The organism is Burkholderia cepacia, from assembly GCF_029962485.1.
In the GTDB taxonomy this organism is placed as follows: domain Bacteria; phylum Pseudomonadota; class Gammaproteobacteria; order Burkholderiales; family Burkholderiaceae; genus Burkholderia.
Genome location: NZ_CP073639.1, coordinates 514,374 through 529,108, shown reverse-complemented (window position 1 = coordinate 529,108; position 14,735 = coordinate 514,374). Strand labels below are relative to the sequence as shown.

Genomic DNA, 14,735 nt, shown 5'->3' with positions numbered 1-14,735 from the left:
TCAATACAGCCAGACAAACAAACCGGCCGCCGGCAACGCGCGGCGGCCTTGGAAGTCGATAACCGGCACGGCGCCGGTCTCTCGGGGGATCAGACGAAATGAAGATCAAACCGCAACGTACAGGTACCGGCCCACTGCGGACACGCGTCGCACGGGGCTCGATGATGGCCGCGATCCTCTGTTCCGGATGGCTGACCGTCTACGGCGCACTCGCCCAGGAAGGTATCGAGGCGGCCGCGCTGACGAAGGGCGGCGCCAGCGCGCCGGCCGCCGTCGGCAAGGGGCCGATGCAGATGACGATCAGCATGTCGCCGGCACCGGCTGCCGCGCCCGCCGCGTCGGCAGGGCCGCTGCGCGGGCCGAACTGCATCGGCGCCGTGCGCGAGTCGACCAGCGTCAGCGTGCCGCTCGGCAAGTCGCTGCTGGTGCCGATGCCGGAGCCGGTCCGCAATCGGACGATCGGCAATCCGGCCGTCGCGCAGGCGACGATGGTGTCGCCGCAGACGCTGTACATCCTCGGGCTGTCGGTCGGCACGACCAACATGATCGTGCAAGGCAGGAGCGGCGCCTGCCGCGTGATCGATGTCGCGGTCGGCGCGGATGCCGGCGGCCTGCAGGCGTCGCTGATGCAACTGATGCCCGGCGAGCGCGACATCCACGTGTCGACGGCCGCCGGCACGATCGTGCTGGCCGGCTCGGTGTCGAGCTCGCAGGCCGCGCAGCAGGCCGTGCAGATCGCGCGCGCCTACGGCGACAGCGCCGGCGATCCCGCCGCGGGCGGCAAGGGCGGTGGCGTGCTGAACATGCTGACCGTCACGTCGCCGCAGCAGGTGATGCTCGAGGTGAAGGTCGCCGAGGTGTCGAAGACGCTGATCAACCAGATGGGCAGCGCGTTCAACATCCAGGGCGGGTTCGGTTCGTGGAGCGGCGCGCTGGTCAGCAACCTGCTCGCGGGCGTCGCCAGCGGGGCCGTCTTCAACAAGGCGAACAACAAGCCGTTCAGCATCGCGGCCGACGCGCAGAACACCGACAACCTCGTCAAGATCCTCGCGGAGCCGAATCTCGTGACGATCAGCGGGCAGGAGGCGACGTTCCTCGCGGGCGGCAAGATCTTCATCCCGATTCCGCAAAGCAGCGGCAACGGCATCTCGTCGATCACGCTGCAGGAAGAGGAGTTCGGCGTCGCGCTGAAGTTCACCCCGACCGTGCTGGCGAACGGCCGGATCAGCCTGAAGGTCGCACCGGAAGTGTCGGAGCTGTCGCAGACGGGCGTCACGCTGAGCGCGTCCAACATCGGCGGCACGTCGATCCTGCCGCTAATCACGACGCGGCGCGCATCGACGACGGTGCAGATGGGCGACGGCGAATCGTTCGCGATCGGCGGGCTGATCAAGGACAACGCGAGCGGCGCGCTGAAGGCGATCCCGGGCGTCGGCGAAGTGCCGGTTCTGGGTGCGCTGTTCCGCAGCACGTCGTTCCAGCAGGACCGCACCGAGCTGATCTTCCTGATCACGCCGCACCTGGTGAGGCCGCTGCAGACCGCCGACGTGCCAATGCCGACCGACAGCTTCTCGAAGCCGAACGAAGCCGACGTGTTCGCGACCGGCAACATGGAAGGCCGCGGCGGGGTACGCAAGGCAGGCGCGCAACCGGCGAACGGCGCAGCGCCCGCATCGCAGGCTCCGGCCCCCGCACCGGCGCCGCAATCGGAAGCGCCCGTCGGCCCCGCCGCCGCGCTGCCCGCGCCGCGCCCACTGCAAGGCGCCGACGCGCAGCCGCCGGTGCTGGCCGAGCCGCAGAAGGTGCCCGCGCCGGTGGTCGCCACCGCACCGCTGTCCGACGCGTCGAATGCGGCCCGCATCGCGCACATCGAGGCCGCCGCCGCGCGTCTCGCGGCGGCCGGCCCCGACACGCCGGCCCAGCCGGCGGCGCGACTCAAGCACCGGATCCCGGCAGCGGCGCGGGCGCAGGTTGCGCGCGTGAGCGCGGCCCCCGAGTCCACCGATCGTTGAAACCAGTCAAGGGGACACTCATGAAAACCGCCTACCTCGTATTCGTGCGCCGCGCGGCGCTCGCCGTCCCGCTCGCGTTCGCGCTTGCCGGCTGCATGTCGTCGACGCCGGTATGGGATACCCGCTTCGGCGAGTCGGTCCGCGCCGTGACGCAAGCCCAGATCATCGATCCGCACGCCGGCGAACACCCGGCCGTGGCATCGGGGGTCGACGGCGCCGCCGCGACGTCCGCGCTCGACAACTACGATAAGTCGTTCAAGCAGACCCAGCCGCCCGCGAATGCATTCGTGATCGGCATCGGCAAGTCGACCCAGTAACGACGGCACGCTCAGGGAGAACGCCATGAACCGCGCAGCTCGCCATCCGAAAGTCACGCGTCGCGGCCTGCATCGCCAGCGCGGTGCCGTCGCGATCATCGTCGGTCTCGCACTGGCGGTGATGATCGGGTTCGTCGGCCTCGCGCTGGATCTCGGCAAGCTGTACGTCACGCGCAGCGAATTGCAGAACAGCGCCGATGCGTGCGCGCTGTCAGCTGCGCGTGACCTGACCTCGGCCATCAGCCTGTCGGTGGCCGAGGCAGACGGCATCGCCGCCGGCCATCTGAATTACGTGTTTTTCCAGAACAAGTCGGTGCAGATGCTGACGAATGCGAACGTCACGTTCAGCGATTCGCTGTCCAATCCGTTCCTGACGAAGAATTCGGTCACCACCCCGGCGAACATCAAGTACGTGCAGTGCACCGCGTCGTTGAGCAACATCGCGCACTGGTTCCTCGAGGTGCTGAACGTGATGCCGGGCACGCAGGTCGCGAATGCGGCGTCCGTGTCGGCGAGCGCGATCGCGACGGTCGGCGGCGGGCAGACGACCTGCGCGATTCCGGTGTTCGTGTGCCGCACGACGGGTTCGCCTTCCTACAAGGTCGGTGACTGGATTGCATCGCCGTCCGGCTCGTCGACGACCTACGGGCCCGGCAACTTCGGCTGGGCTGCGCTCGACGGCTCGACGAGCGAGTCGACGCTCGCGAGCGAGCTGTCGGGCAACACCTGCAACATCACGAGCCCGCCCGACCTGAGCACGACGGGCCTGAAGTCGGCGTCGCTGCGTGCCTGGAATACGCGCTTCGGCATCTACACGAACGGCGCGAACGGCTCGAGCGGGCAGCCCGACTTCACCGGCTATGCGTATGTCGGCCCGAACTACGGGCCGCCCGGAACGGCCGGCATCACGGGCGACGCATACACGCAGTTCGTGACCGACCGCACGACCTTCAAGCCGTACCAGGGCGACGGCACGCCGCCCTCGGGCAGCGGGATCGCCACCAACGGCACGGTGACCGCGAGCAACTACCAGACTTACGGCGGCGACCGCCGCGTCGCGCTCGCGCCGGAAGGCGACTGTTCGGCGCTTCAGGGCAACAGCGGCAAGGTGCACGTCACGCAATGGGATTGCGTGCTGATGCTCGATCCGCTGCCGTTCAGCCCGGGCAGCGGCAACATCGTCGCGCATCTCGAGTACCTCGGCTCGTCGGTGTCCGGCAACAACCCGTGCGCGACGCACGGCTTGCCCGGCAGCGGCAGCGCGTCGGGGACCCAGGTGCCGATGCTCGTTCAATAGCGGAGAGGCGATCATGAAAAAGCTACCGATTCGCCGTTCGCGCACGCGCGGCGCCGTCGCCGTCGAGTTCGCGCTCGTGCTGATGCCGATGATCCTGCTCGCGACCGGCGTGGCCGAGTTCGGCCGTGCGATCTACCAGTACGAGACGCTGACCAAGGCGACGCGCGACGCGGCGCGCTACCTGTCGGTCTGGCTGCCGACCGACAGCGCGTACCCGGTGTCGCAGGCCCAGTGTCTCGTCGTCTACGGCAGCACGACCTGCGGCGCGTCCGGCACCGAGCTGGTGCCGGGGCTCAAGACGTCGATGGTGACCATCTGCGACGCGCAGCACACGACCGGCTGCAGCGATGCGTCCGACCCGTCGCAGTTCGCGAACCTGCCGACTTACGACGCGAACAACAACTCGGCGAGCGGCACGGCATCGGGTGCGATCAACATCGTCGAGGTGAAGATCAAGGGTTACCGGTACCAGCCGATTCCGGCGTACCCGGCGCTGCCGTCGATCACCTTCAGCAACATCATCACCGTGATGAGGCAAGTGTCATGAACGCACGCCATTTTCCGCTGTCGCGCCGGCGCGCCCAACGTGGCGCGGCGATGGTCGAGTTCGGGCTCATCGCGATGGTCCTGGTGATGCTGCTGGTCGGCATCTTCGAATTCGGCCGCGTGCTGTTCTACTGGAACACCGCGAGCGAGGCCGTGCGGCTCGGCGCACGCACGGCGGTGGTGTGCGACGTGAACGCCGCCGGCGTCGCGAAGCGCGTGACGGCGCTGCTGCCGCTGCTGTCGAACGCGAACGTGTCGGTGAACTACTCGCCGGCGAACTGCGATGTGAACAGCTGCTCGTTCGTGACGGTGAGCGTCACCAACGTGACCGTCAGGACGATGATCCCGTTCGTGAACGTCACGCTGACGATGCCGCCGTTCACGACCACGCTGCCGCGCGAAAGTCTGACTTCCGCGACCGGCGGCAGCGCCTGCAACTAATCGAACAGACGAGGCACACGACATGATCAACATCCTCGTAGCTTCCGACGATACCGCGCGGCTCACGCAGATCGCGCGGCTCGTGGCCGACAGCGGACGGTATCGCGCGACGCGCGCGACGGGCCGCCCGTCGCAGATCGAGCATCGCACCGACGGGCTCGACGCGTTCGACATCCTGCTGGTCGACGGCACATCGCTCGACCCGTCGGAGCTGTCGGCGATCGAGCGAATCTGCCGCGCTCACGCGGGCCTGACCTGCATTCTCGTGGCCGCGGATGCGTCGCCGCACGTGCTGCTGGAAGCGATGCGCGCAGGCGCGCGCGACGTCCTGCAGTGGCCGCTCGATCCGCAGGCCCTCGGTCGCGCGCTTGAACGGGCCGCCGCGCAAAGCACGCGACGCGACACCGACGATACGCGGATCGTGTCGTTCATGTCGTGCAAGGGCGGCACAGGTACAAGCTTCGCGGCCAGCAACATCGCGTTCGAGATCGCTGAGGGCTTCAAGCGCCGCGTGCTGCTGATCGACCTGAACCAGCAGTTCGCCGACGCGGCGTTCCTCGTCAGCGACGAAACCCCACCGTCGACGCTGCCGCAGCTGTGCACGCAGATCGAGCGGCTCGACAGCGCGTTTCTCGACGCGAGTGTCGCGCACGTGACCGAGAACTTCCACGTGCTCGCGGGCGCCGGGGACCCGGTCAAGGCCGCCGAGATGCGCGACGACGCGCTCGAGTGGATTCTCGGCGTCGCCGCGCCGCGCTACGACTTCGTGATCTTCGACGTGGGCGTCGGCATCAACCCGCTGACGATGGTCGCGCTGGATCGCAGCGACCAGATCCAGATCGTGCTGCAGCCCGCGATGCCGCACGTGCGCGCCGGCCGTCGGCTGCTGGAAATCCTCGTGTCGCTCGGTTACTCGACCGACCAGATGCGGCTGATCGTGAACCGCGCGACGCGCGCGAGCGACCGCACCCGCACCGCGCTCGAGGAAGTGCTGGGCCTGCAGGCCGCCTGCACGATTCCCGACGACGCCGAGACCGTGCTCGAAGCGATCAACCAGGGCCATCCGGTGTCGCGGCTCGCGCGCAGCACGGCGGTCGCGCGGGCGTTGCAGGGGTGTGCGAAACAACTCGTCGACGGCGAAGTGCGCGCGGGGCACGGCGCAGCGCTCAGCGAACCGCTGATGTCACGGCTGTTCGGCCGCAAGGCCACGCCGAAGCTAAAGTCCATGTAATTCTTTCGGGGAACCATCATGTCATTGCGCGAACAGATGTCCTTGCAACGGGCCCAGCCGCTGGCGACAGGCTGCGAACCGGCCGGCTCGGCCCATTCGTCGGTGCGCGACGCGTACCAGAAGCTGCGCCGCGACATTCACCTGGCCGTGCTCGAACGCGTCGAGCTCGAACGCCTGTCGCGGCTACCGCAGGATACGGTGCGCATGGAGATCGGCGCGCTGATCGCGCGCATTCTCGACGAGGAGCGGCTGCCCGCGAACGACATCGAGCGGCGCCAGCTCGCGGTCGACGTGTACGACGAGATGTTCGGCTTCGGCCCGCTCGAAGCGCTGCTGCGCGACCCCGGGATCTCCGACATCCTCGTGAACACGTACCGGCAGGTCTATGTCGAGCGCTGCGGCCAGCTCGAACTGACCGAAGTGACGTTCTACGACGACGCGCACCTGATGAAGGTGATCGAGAAGATCGTGTCGCGCGTCGGGCGCCGCATCGATGAATCGAGCCCGATGGTCGACGCGCGGTTGCCGGATGGTTCGCGCGTGAACGCGATCATCCCGCCGTCCGCGATCGATGGGCCGCTGATGTCGATCCGGCGTTTCGCGGTCAACCCGCTCAAGATGGACGACCTCGTGCGCTACCACAGCCTGACGCCGCCGATGGCCGAGCTGCTCGACGCGTTGTCGCGCGCGAAGGTGAACGTGCTGGTGTCGGGCGGCACCGGCAGCGGCAAGACGACGCTGCTCAACATCCTGTCCGGCTACATTCCGCGCAACGAGCGGATCGTGACGATCGAGGACGCGGCCGAGCTGCAGCTCCAGCAGCCGCACGTGCTGCGGCTCGAGACGCGCCCGCCGAACATCGAGGGCAAGGGCGAGATCACGCAGCGCACGCTGGTGCGCAACGCGCTGCGGATGCGTCCCGACCGGATCATCCTCGGCGAAGTGCGCGGTGCCGAAGCGCTCGACATGCTCAACGCGATGAACACCGGCCACGAAGGCTCGCTCGCGACGATCCACGCGAACACGCCGCGCGACGCGTTGACGCGGCTCGAGAACATGATCAGCATCTCCGGCCTGTCGCTGCCGCCGAAGACGATGCGCCAGCAGATCGCGTCGGCGATCTCGGTGGTCGTGCAGGCCGCGCGGCTGACCGACGGCAAGCGCAAGATCGTCAGCATCCAGGAGTTGACCGGGATGGAAGGCGACATCATCAACATGCAGGAGATCTTCACGTTCAAGCGTACGGGCATGGATCGCGACGGCACGGTGCGCGGCCACTTCTGCGCGACCGGCGTGCGGCCAAAGTTCGCCGAGCGGCTGCAGGCGTTCGGTATCAACCTGCCGGATTCGCTGTACGACCCGTCCCAGCGGTACGAGACGAAGTGACGCCATGGCGCCGTTTGCAGCAGGGGAGGTTTCATGAACACGGTCTTTTATGCTTTTGTGATTCTCACCTTCGTCGCGGTCGTGCTGACGATCGAGGGTGCCTATCAATGGTGGAACGCGCGGCATGGCAGCGCCGCGCGCCGGATCGAGTCGCGCATCCGCGCGATGTCGGCCGGCGGCAATGTGCAGGAGGAGCGGCTGTCGATCCTGAAGAAGCGGATGCTCGATGAATCGAAGCCGTTCGACCGGATGCTGTTGCGCGTGCCGCGCGTGCAGGCGCTCGACCTCGTGATCCAGCAATCGGGCCTCGCGTGGACGCTGCCGAAACTGATCATGCTCAGCGTGACGTTCCTGGCCCTCGCGTGGCTCGCGCTGAGCTTCGCGAGGCTGCCGCAGCTCGCCACGCTGCCGCTCGCGCTGTTCGCCGGCTGCGTGCCGATGATGTACGTGCTGCGGGCCCGCGCGCGCCGGATGCTCAAGCTCGAGCGCCAACTGCCGGACATCTGCGACATGATCGCGCGCGCACTGCGCTCCGGTCATTCGTTCACGAGCACGCTCGGGATGGTCGGCGACGAGTTTCCCGAGCCGATGGGCGGCGAGTTCCGCGTCACGTTCGACGAAGTCAACTACGGCGTGTCGCTGCACGATGCGCTGATGAACCTGGCGACGCGCGTGCCGGTGCAGGACCTGCGCTACTTCGTGATCGCGGTGCTGATCCAGCGCGACACGGGCGGCAACCTGGCCGAACTGCTCGACAGCATTTCCGGGCTGATTCGCGAGCGTTTCAAGCTGTTCGACAAGGTGCGCGTGCTGTCGGCGGAAGGGCGGCTGTCCGCGTGGATTCTCGGGCTGCTGCCGTTCGGCACCGCCGGCGTGATGGCGCTGCTGAACCGCGAGTTCCTGTCCGTACTCTGGGAGGATCCGGCCGGAATCCGGATGGTCGGCACGATGCTGGTGTCGATGGCCTTCGGTCTGCTCTGGATCCGCCGAATTGTCCGGATTCGCGTCTGACGCGCGAATCGTCCAACGAACCATTGCGAGGCAGTCATGCAAAACCTGAGCGTGGTCCATGCCGTGATGCTGGGCGGCTTGTTTATCTTCGTGGCGGGCGGTGTGCTTGCCGCCATGCTGCTGTTCGCGCCGCGCAGCATCCAGCGCCGGCTTCAGCAGGCGGGCGGCGCGGGCAGTGTGGGTGCCGCCGGGGGCGACGACGACGACATGGCGTCGCGCTGGGTCGCGAAGCTGGTCGAACTGTCCACGCCGATCTCGAGGCTGTCGGTGCCGAAAGAGGGCTGGGAGAATTCACCGCTGCGCATCCGGCTCATGAATGCCGGCTGGCGCGACCCCAGCGCGGGCGCGCTGTATTTCGCCGCGAAGACGATGCTCGCGCTCGCACTGCCGTGCGCGGCACTGATGGTGCTGATTACCACCCGGCTCGGCGACCAGCGCGAGGTGCTGTCGATCATCCTCGTGCTGCTCGCGTGCATCGGCTACTACATTCCGAACATCGTCCTGTCGCAGCGGGTCAAGGTGCGCCAGCAGAAGATCTTCGAGGATTTCCCCGACGCGCTCGACCTGCTGACAGTATGCGTCGAAGCGGGGCTGGGTCTCGACGCGGCGCTGATGAAGGTGAGCGAGGAGTTACGCTTCAGCAGCGACGTGGTGGCGGGCGAACTCGACCTGCTGCTGCTCGAGATGCGCTCCGGCTTCACGAAGGAAGCGGCGCTGCGCAATCTCGCGCTGCGCACCGGCGTGGAGGACATCGAATCGTTCTGCGCGATGCTGATCCAGGCCGATCGCTTCGGCACGAGCATCAGCGAGTCGCTGCGCGTGCTGTCGGACATGCTGCGCACGCGGCGCCGGATGCGCGCGGAGGAGCGCGCGGCGAAGATTGCGTTGAAGCTGCTGTTTCCGTTGATCTTCTGCATCTTTCCCGCGCTGATGATGGTGCTGCTCGGGCCGGCGATGATTCACGTCTACCGCGTGCTGCTGCCGACCTTCGTCGGCATCTCGCAGTGAGCGGCGGGGCGCGACGGTTTCGCCTGCATCGATCACGAACTTGCGTGCCGGCCTGACCCATCCGTCGGCCGGCACGGCAACAGGCTTCATGGAGGCTCCCTCCCCAGGCGGCGCCGCGAGACAGGTTGACCATAGCGGCGTCAATGCATCCTGGACCCATGGTCGGCCATGGAACAAGCCGTAGTCCACCGCCTTTCCGGCTGCCCCCTACTGCTAACCCGAAGGCCGTTGCCGGCATGACGCGTGCGCGGTCTGAAGCGATGGAAAGGGATCGAATGCCCGCCGCCGGATCAAGCCGGCGGCCATCATGGGCGAGATCGTTCATCGCGCTGACGAGTGCTTCGCGTTCGTTCGACGCGCGATCCGACGTGCCGCTTCACGCCACAGGCGCAGGCAGGGAAACGCGCCGCCGTCACCGCCTCACGGCCGCCCCTCGCTCGGCACTTCCGCCGTCTTGCTGAGCTCGCCCATGACGATCTGCGCGATCACGTTGGCCGGTGCCCGGCCGTCGGGTGCGGCAGCGGTGGTCGCCCACGTGACGATCGTCGTTTTCGTCGCCGGGTCGTAGCCCATGAAGGTATTGAAGCCCGGTATTTCGCCCGTGTGGCCGTAGAACGTGCCGAACTTCGCCAAACCCATGCAGTAGCTAGCCGACATCGGGTCGGACGCATCGATCGGCGTACAGCTGGCGAGCCGCTGCGCCTGCAGGTCGGCGCTCAGGTAGCCGCCGCCGACCATCCGCTGCACGTAGGCGGCCAGTTCGGTCACCGTCGAAATGCCGGAACCGGCCGTCCACGCCCACGACGTGTTGACACCGGTCACGTCGGTTGGCTGCAACGTGCCGTTCTTCGCTTCCGCCTGGCGTTCGGGCGACAGCGCGTCGCTGTCGGTCGTCTCCGCATTGGTGCCCCATTGATAGCCGTGCGGCGCGGGCGCCGGCAGCGCCGTGTTCGCCTGTGGCGGGAGCAACGTATTGCTCAGGCCGAGCGGCGCGAACAGGCGAGCATTCATCGCATCGGCCGTGCTCATGCCGGTGAGTTGCTCGATGATGAGCCCGAGCAGCACCGTGTTGGTGTTCGAGTAGCGGAAATCGGCGCCCGGCGCGAAATAGACCGGCTGGCCTTCGGCAATGTTCAGCAGTTCCGTCGTGGTCCAGACCTTCTCCGGCTGCGCATCGAGCGTCTGGTTGAACGCGAGGCTGGTCGAGTAGTTGTAGAGGCCGCTGCGCATCCGCAGCAACTGCTCGATCGTGATCGTATTGCCGTTGGGCACGTTGGCGACGAACTTGTCGACGGTGTCGCCCAGGCTCAGCCTGCCTTCCTGCACGAGTTGCAGGATCACCGTGCCGGTCCACGTCTTCGTGATGCTGCCGACGCGAAAGTGCGCGTTGGTCGGGATCGGCGTGTTCGTGCCGCGCACGGCCGTGCCGAACGATTCGAGCCAGTTGCCCTGCGGCGACTGCACGTAGACGACCGCGCCGGCCGTCATCGTGTCCGACAGCAGTGCATTGATCTGCGGGCGCGCCGCGTTCGCGAACGTGGGCCCGCCCGATGCGGGCGAACTGTCGCCGCCGCACGCGGACACCGTGAGCCCGATGACGACGGCCGGTGCGACGGCAACCATGCGCCGCACCAGCCGTTTCGCCGCGCGCGGCACGCACCGGAAGGTTGCTGAAGTAGCCATGGCGCGGTCCCTCCGGGTTCGTGACGAACTTCTTTCCTGCCTTCTCCAAAAACTATAGGACAGCCGCGTCGCGGCCGGCAGCGCGCGTTGCCGCCGGCCCGATTCGTCTGCGGAAAGCGATCCGGCCCGGCGATCCGGCCGCGCGCGTCACTGGAAGTGATGCACGTAGCGCAGCACCATCCGCGTCCCCTGCGGCCGGTTGCGCGCATAGGTCTCGAAGTACGCGTTGAACAGCAGGTGGTCGTGCGGCGAGAAGCTGATCATCGCGCCCGGCCCGATCGCGAACACGGCCTCCCGCGTGCCGGGCACGTCCTGACCGTTTTCCTTCATGTCGGTGGTCTGGCGCAGCCAGTAGCCGTTGAGCCCCAGGCGCAGGCCCGGGCGCACTTCGTACTCGGTCGCGAAGTTCACGTGGATCGCCTGGCCGGCCTGCGTCGACGTCACGTCGGGGCCGAGCGACGCGGCCGGCTGATGGTTGGTCGCGTTCCACAGATAGTGCAGCCGCCACGACACGGTCCATCTCGGCGTGAGCCACAGCGTCGCCGCCCAGTACGGGTCGAACGACCAGAAATGACTGCCCGGGTTGATCGCGCGCGACGGATCGTATGCGCCGGTCGGCGCGATGAACTGGAATTCCACCCGCTGCGCGAAGCGCGGGCCCTGCGCGCCCATCACCGGATCGAACTGGATGAACGGGCCGATCAGCAGGTCGCCGAACCCGGCGCGCGCATTCAACGCGACATTGCCGATGCCGTCGTCAGTCCGCGCGGACGCGATCCACGGCAGGATCACGTCCAGGCCCGGATGCATGCCCGCGAACGTCATCGGCGACTGATAGACGAGCTGGCTCAGCCCCGCGAACAGGTCGATGTCCTGCTTCGGCAGCCCGACCTTGTTGCCTGCGTTGTCGTTGACGCGGCCGGCCGTGTAGTACTGCAGGTACTGCGTGCCGTACCAGCCGGAGCCGGCCGGCGGCATCCCGTCGAGGAAACTGGTCATGCCGAGGTTGACCGACGGCAGGTCGGTCGCGTTGGCCGGCGCGCTTGTGGCGATGCCCGTGATCGCAAGGCCTGCGACGACGAGCAGGCGAGAGCCGAATGTCATGTTCACCACCTCCTGGTTATTTATTCGTATAACTAATCAAATGGTGCGAAAAAGATCGGGATGGTCGGCGATCGCGCGATACTGGCCGGCATGGAACACGAGCGGCGCCTTGCCGAATGCATCGAACTGCTCGATCTCGCCGATGAAGAGCAGGTGATCGCCGCCTTCGTAGTGGCCGACGTTGCGGCACACGAAGCGCGCACTCGCGCCGTCGAGGCAGGGCACGCCGCCACTGTCCGATTCGACATGCAGCACGCCTTCGAACTTGTCGGCGCTGGGCGTCGCGAAGCGGCGCGACAGTTCGATCTGGTCGTGCGCGAGGATGTTGATCGCGAAGTGGGTGGCCGCGATGAAATCCGGCCGGCTCGGCGCAACCTTGCGAAGACTCCACAGCACGAGCGGCGGGTCGAGCGACAGTGACGAGAACGAATTGGCGGTGAGGCCCACCTTGCGCCCGTCGGCCGCGCAGGTGGTGATCACGGTGACGCCGGTCGGGAACTGCCCGAACGCGGCACGCAGTTGCATCGGGTCGATGGCGGGACGCTCGGTCATGGTCGTTTCCATGGCGTTCATGCCGCCCGCACACTGTGTTCGCGGATCATCGCCGCGCAGGCCGAAGGCTCGAACCACCACGGCGAGAACCGGCGCGGATCGTCGAAGCCGTCGACGATCGCCGACGCGAGTGACGGCAGTTGGCCGGCCGCGCCGAGCAGTTCGAGGATGTGCGGCGGCGGCGGCGTGAGCAGCGAGTTGGTCCAGCGCACGACATTCTGCGCGTACGCCCAGTAGCCTTCGAACGTCTGCTGCATCCAGTCCTCGCCGAACGGCGCGGCATCGCGCGCGACGATCGCGTCGAAGTACGCCTTCGCGCATTTCGCGGCGTTGTTCGATCCCTGGCCCGTGATCGGATCGTTGACGACCACCGCATCGGCCATCCCGAACACCGTGCGGCCTGACGGCAACCGGAAGAACGGCTTGCGCACGGTCGGCGCGAAGCGCCCGGCCAGCGTGCCGTTCGGATCGGTCAGCTCGACGTCGCGGCAGCGGTCGAATTCCCACGGCACGTACTGCTTCAGGAACGACAGGCTACGCTCCAGATGCTGCTCGGGCGTCTTCACGTCGGCCCAGCAGTCGAGCGGGCTGCCCGGAATGCCTTCGAACACCATGATTTCGCACGGACCTGTCGTGGTCAGCGCGGGAAACACGAAGTACTCGCCGATGCCGGGCAGCAGGTTGAAGCGCACGCGCGAGTACGGCTGGCTCGGCGTCATCCCCTTCACGTAGGTGAGCGCCAGCGCGCGTTGCGGGCGGTCGAATGCGCTGCGCGCGTCGTCGCGGCCGAGCAGGTTGACGATTTCACCCTTGCCGGCCGCGAGCAGCACGAGATCATGGCTGCGCGTCAGTTCCTCGAGCTCCGGTACGCCGACGTCGCCGATACGCACGTCCGCGCCGCGGCGCCGGACGCCGTCGAGCCAGTCGGCCATCTTCACGCGCTGATCGACCGACTGCGCATAGCGCGTCAGCCGCGACGACCAGTCGATCGCCTTGCGGCCGTTACCGTCCGGGTGCGGCACCGCGATGCCGATCCCTTCGACGGACGGGCACGCTTCCTCCCACGCATTCAGGCCGAGGTCGCGCTCGATCTGCAGCGACGTGTGGAACATGCACTGGCTCGACATGACCTTGCCCGTGCGGATCTGCTCCGCGTCGCGGTTGGTCGAGAGCGTGACGTGATAGCCCTGGTCGAGCAGGGCGAAGGCGAGTTGCAGGCCGGACTGGCCGGCGCCGACGATGGCGATGCGTCTCATGGAGTGTCCTTGGGTGGCCGGGTGACGGCCGGAATGGTTGAGGGGGGCGGTGGCGAGCGCGGTCACTCCGCCAGGCGAGGAATGGCCGGCACCGCCTGTTCGGGGCCCATCGCGGAATAGCCGCCATCCACCGCGTAATCGGCACCCGTCACGAAGCTCGCCGCGTCGCTGCACAGGAACGTGACGACCTGCGCGACCTCGGACGGATCGCCGACGCGCCCGAGCAGGTGGAACGGCGCGGCGACGCGATCGGTCTTCGCGCGGTCGCCGTGGGTCATCTCGTCCATCACGCGCGACCACGTCCATCCCGGCGACACCGAGTTGACGCGAATGCGATCGGGCGCGAGATCCATCGCCATGCTGCGCGTGAGCTGGCGGATCGCGGCCTTCGACGTCGGATACAGCCAGCGGCCGGTTTGCGCGCACTGGGCCGAGATCGAGCTGAAGTTCACGATCGCGCCGCCGCCGCGCCGCGCCATGTGCGGGTGCACGGCCTTCGCGAGCATCGCGGCCGACACGACGTTGACGTCCATCGCGGCGAGCCAGTCGTTGCGGCTCGCCTGGATGCCGTTGTCGACGTAGCTGCACGCGAGGTTGACGAGCACGTCGATCGAATCGAAGCGTTCGACGATCGCCGCGACCGCACGCTCGATCGCGCGGTCGTCGGTGATGTCGAGCGCGACGAACATCGCGCGTTCGCCGAGCGAATCGGCCACGCGCGCGCCGTTCTCCGCGTCCAGATCGAGGATCGCGACGTGCGCGCCGGCGCGGACCAGGTCCTGCGCGACCGCGGCGCCGATCAGCGTGGCGCCGCCGGTGACGATCGCGACTTTGCCTGCAAGGGCAGTCATGGGGAGTCTCCTGGAATCGTTGAGTGAGGGAAGGGGCGCG

The 14,735-nt window shown here is 67.5% G+C and carries 14 protein-coding genes; 9 read left to right on the top strand and 5 right to left on the bottom strand.

The features are described from left to right. The first annotated feature begins 98 nt into the window (after nucleotides 1–98). From KEC55_RS33465 to KEC55_RS33425, 9 genes are read left to right on the top strand one after another with little or no spacing between them, the layout of a single operon-like run. Entirely contained in the window at nucleotides 99–2,012 is a 1,914-nt protein-coding gene (locus KEC55_RS33465; protein WP_282511661.1) for a type II and III secretion system protein family protein, read from the top strand. A gap of 20 nt (nucleotides 2,013–2,032) precedes the next feature. Then, complete coding sequence (locus KEC55_RS33460) at nucleotides 2,033–2,329, top strand: hypothetical protein (protein ID WP_282511659.1); 297 nt, start codon at nucleotides 2,033–2,035, stop codon at nucleotides 2,327–2,329. Between the two features lie 25 nt (nucleotides 2,330–2,354). Beyond that, nucleotides 2,355–3,626, top strand: coding sequence for a pilus assembly protein TadG-related protein (locus KEC55_RS33455; RefSeq protein ID WP_282511657.1), 1,272 nt, complete (start codon nucleotides 2,355–2,357; stop codon nucleotides 3,624–3,626). A gap of 13 nt (nucleotides 3,627–3,639) precedes the next feature. Next, complete coding sequence (locus KEC55_RS33450; RefSeq protein WP_282511655.1) at nucleotides 3,640–4,173, top strand: TadE/TadG family type IV pilus assembly protein; 534 nt, start codon at nucleotides 3,640–3,642, stop codon at nucleotides 4,171–4,173. After that, nucleotides 4,170–4,613 carry a TadE/TadG family type IV pilus assembly protein gene (locus tag KEC55_RS33445; RefSeq protein WP_282511653.1) on the top strand — a complete coding sequence of 148 codons (444 nt, stop codon included), beginning with the start codon at nucleotides 4,170–4,172 and terminating at the stop codon, nucleotides 4,611–4,613. The genes KEC55_RS33450 and KEC55_RS33445 overlap by 4 nt, the downstream gene beginning before the upstream one ends. 22 nt (nucleotides 4,614–4,635) lie before the next feature. After that, the gene (locus KEC55_RS33440) at nucleotides 4,636–5,844 is read left to right on the top strand and encodes an AAA family ATPase (RefSeq protein ID WP_282511651.1); all 1,209 of its coding nucleotides are present in this window, start codon (nucleotides 4,636–4,638) and stop codon (nucleotides 5,842–5,844) included. Nucleotides 5,845–5,862: 18 nt separating this feature from the next. Further along, nucleotides 5,863–7,230, top strand: a complete 1,368-nt coding sequence (locus KEC55_RS33435) for a CpaF family protein (RefSeq protein WP_282511649.1) — start codon at nucleotides 5,863–5,865, stop codon at nucleotides 7,228–7,230. 33 nt (nucleotides 7,231–7,263) lie between these two features. Continuing rightward, nucleotides 7,264–8,241: a type II secretion system F family protein gene (locus KEC55_RS33430; RefSeq protein WP_282511647.1), complete on the top strand. Its 978-nt coding sequence runs from the start codon at nucleotides 7,264–7,266 to the stop codon at nucleotides 8,239–8,241. Between the two features lie 36 nt (nucleotides 8,242–8,277). After that, nucleotides 8,278–9,249: a type II secretion system F family protein gene (locus KEC55_RS33425; protein ID WP_282511645.1), complete on the top strand. Its 972-nt coding sequence runs from the start codon at nucleotides 8,278–8,280 to the stop codon at nucleotides 9,247–9,249. Between the two features lie 420 nt (nucleotides 9,250–9,669). Here KEC55_RS33425 and KEC55_RS33420 read toward each other — a convergent pair whose 3' ends face one another. The 5 genes from KEC55_RS33420 to KEC55_RS33400 form a co-directional block, all read right to left on the bottom strand. Next, nucleotides 9,670–10,932: a serine hydrolase domain-containing protein gene (locus KEC55_RS33420; protein ID WP_282511643.1), complete on the bottom strand. Its 1,263-nt coding sequence runs from the start codon at nucleotides 10,930–10,932 to the stop codon at nucleotides 9,670–9,672. Between the two features lie 147 nt (nucleotides 10,933–11,079). Beyond that, the gene (locus tag KEC55_RS33415; RefSeq protein WP_282511641.1) at nucleotides 11,080–12,036 is read right to left on the bottom strand and encodes a SphA family protein; all 957 of its coding nucleotides are present in this window, start codon (nucleotides 12,034–12,036) and stop codon (nucleotides 11,080–11,082) included. Nucleotides 12,037–12,072: 36 nt separating this feature from the next. Continuing rightward, nucleotides 12,073–12,600 (bottom strand): flavin reductase family protein, encoded by a 528-nt coding sequence (locus KEC55_RS33410; RefSeq protein ID WP_282511639.1) that lies wholly within the window; start codon nucleotides 12,598–12,600, stop codon nucleotides 12,073–12,075. Between the two features lie 5 nt (nucleotides 12,601–12,605). Then, a complete protein-coding gene (locus KEC55_RS33405) occupies nucleotides 12,606–13,844 on the bottom strand; it encodes a styrene monooxygenase/indole monooxygenase family protein (RefSeq protein WP_282511637.1) in 1,239 nt (412 codons plus the stop codon). A 62-nt stretch (nucleotides 13,845–13,906) separates the two neighbouring features. Continuing rightward, nucleotides 13,907–14,695 carry an SDR family oxidoreductase gene (locus KEC55_RS33400; protein WP_282511635.1) on the bottom strand — a complete coding sequence of 263 codons (789 nt, stop codon included), beginning with the start codon at nucleotides 14,693–14,695 and terminating at the stop codon, nucleotides 13,907–13,909. Nucleotides 14,696–14,735: the final 40 nt, after the last annotated feature.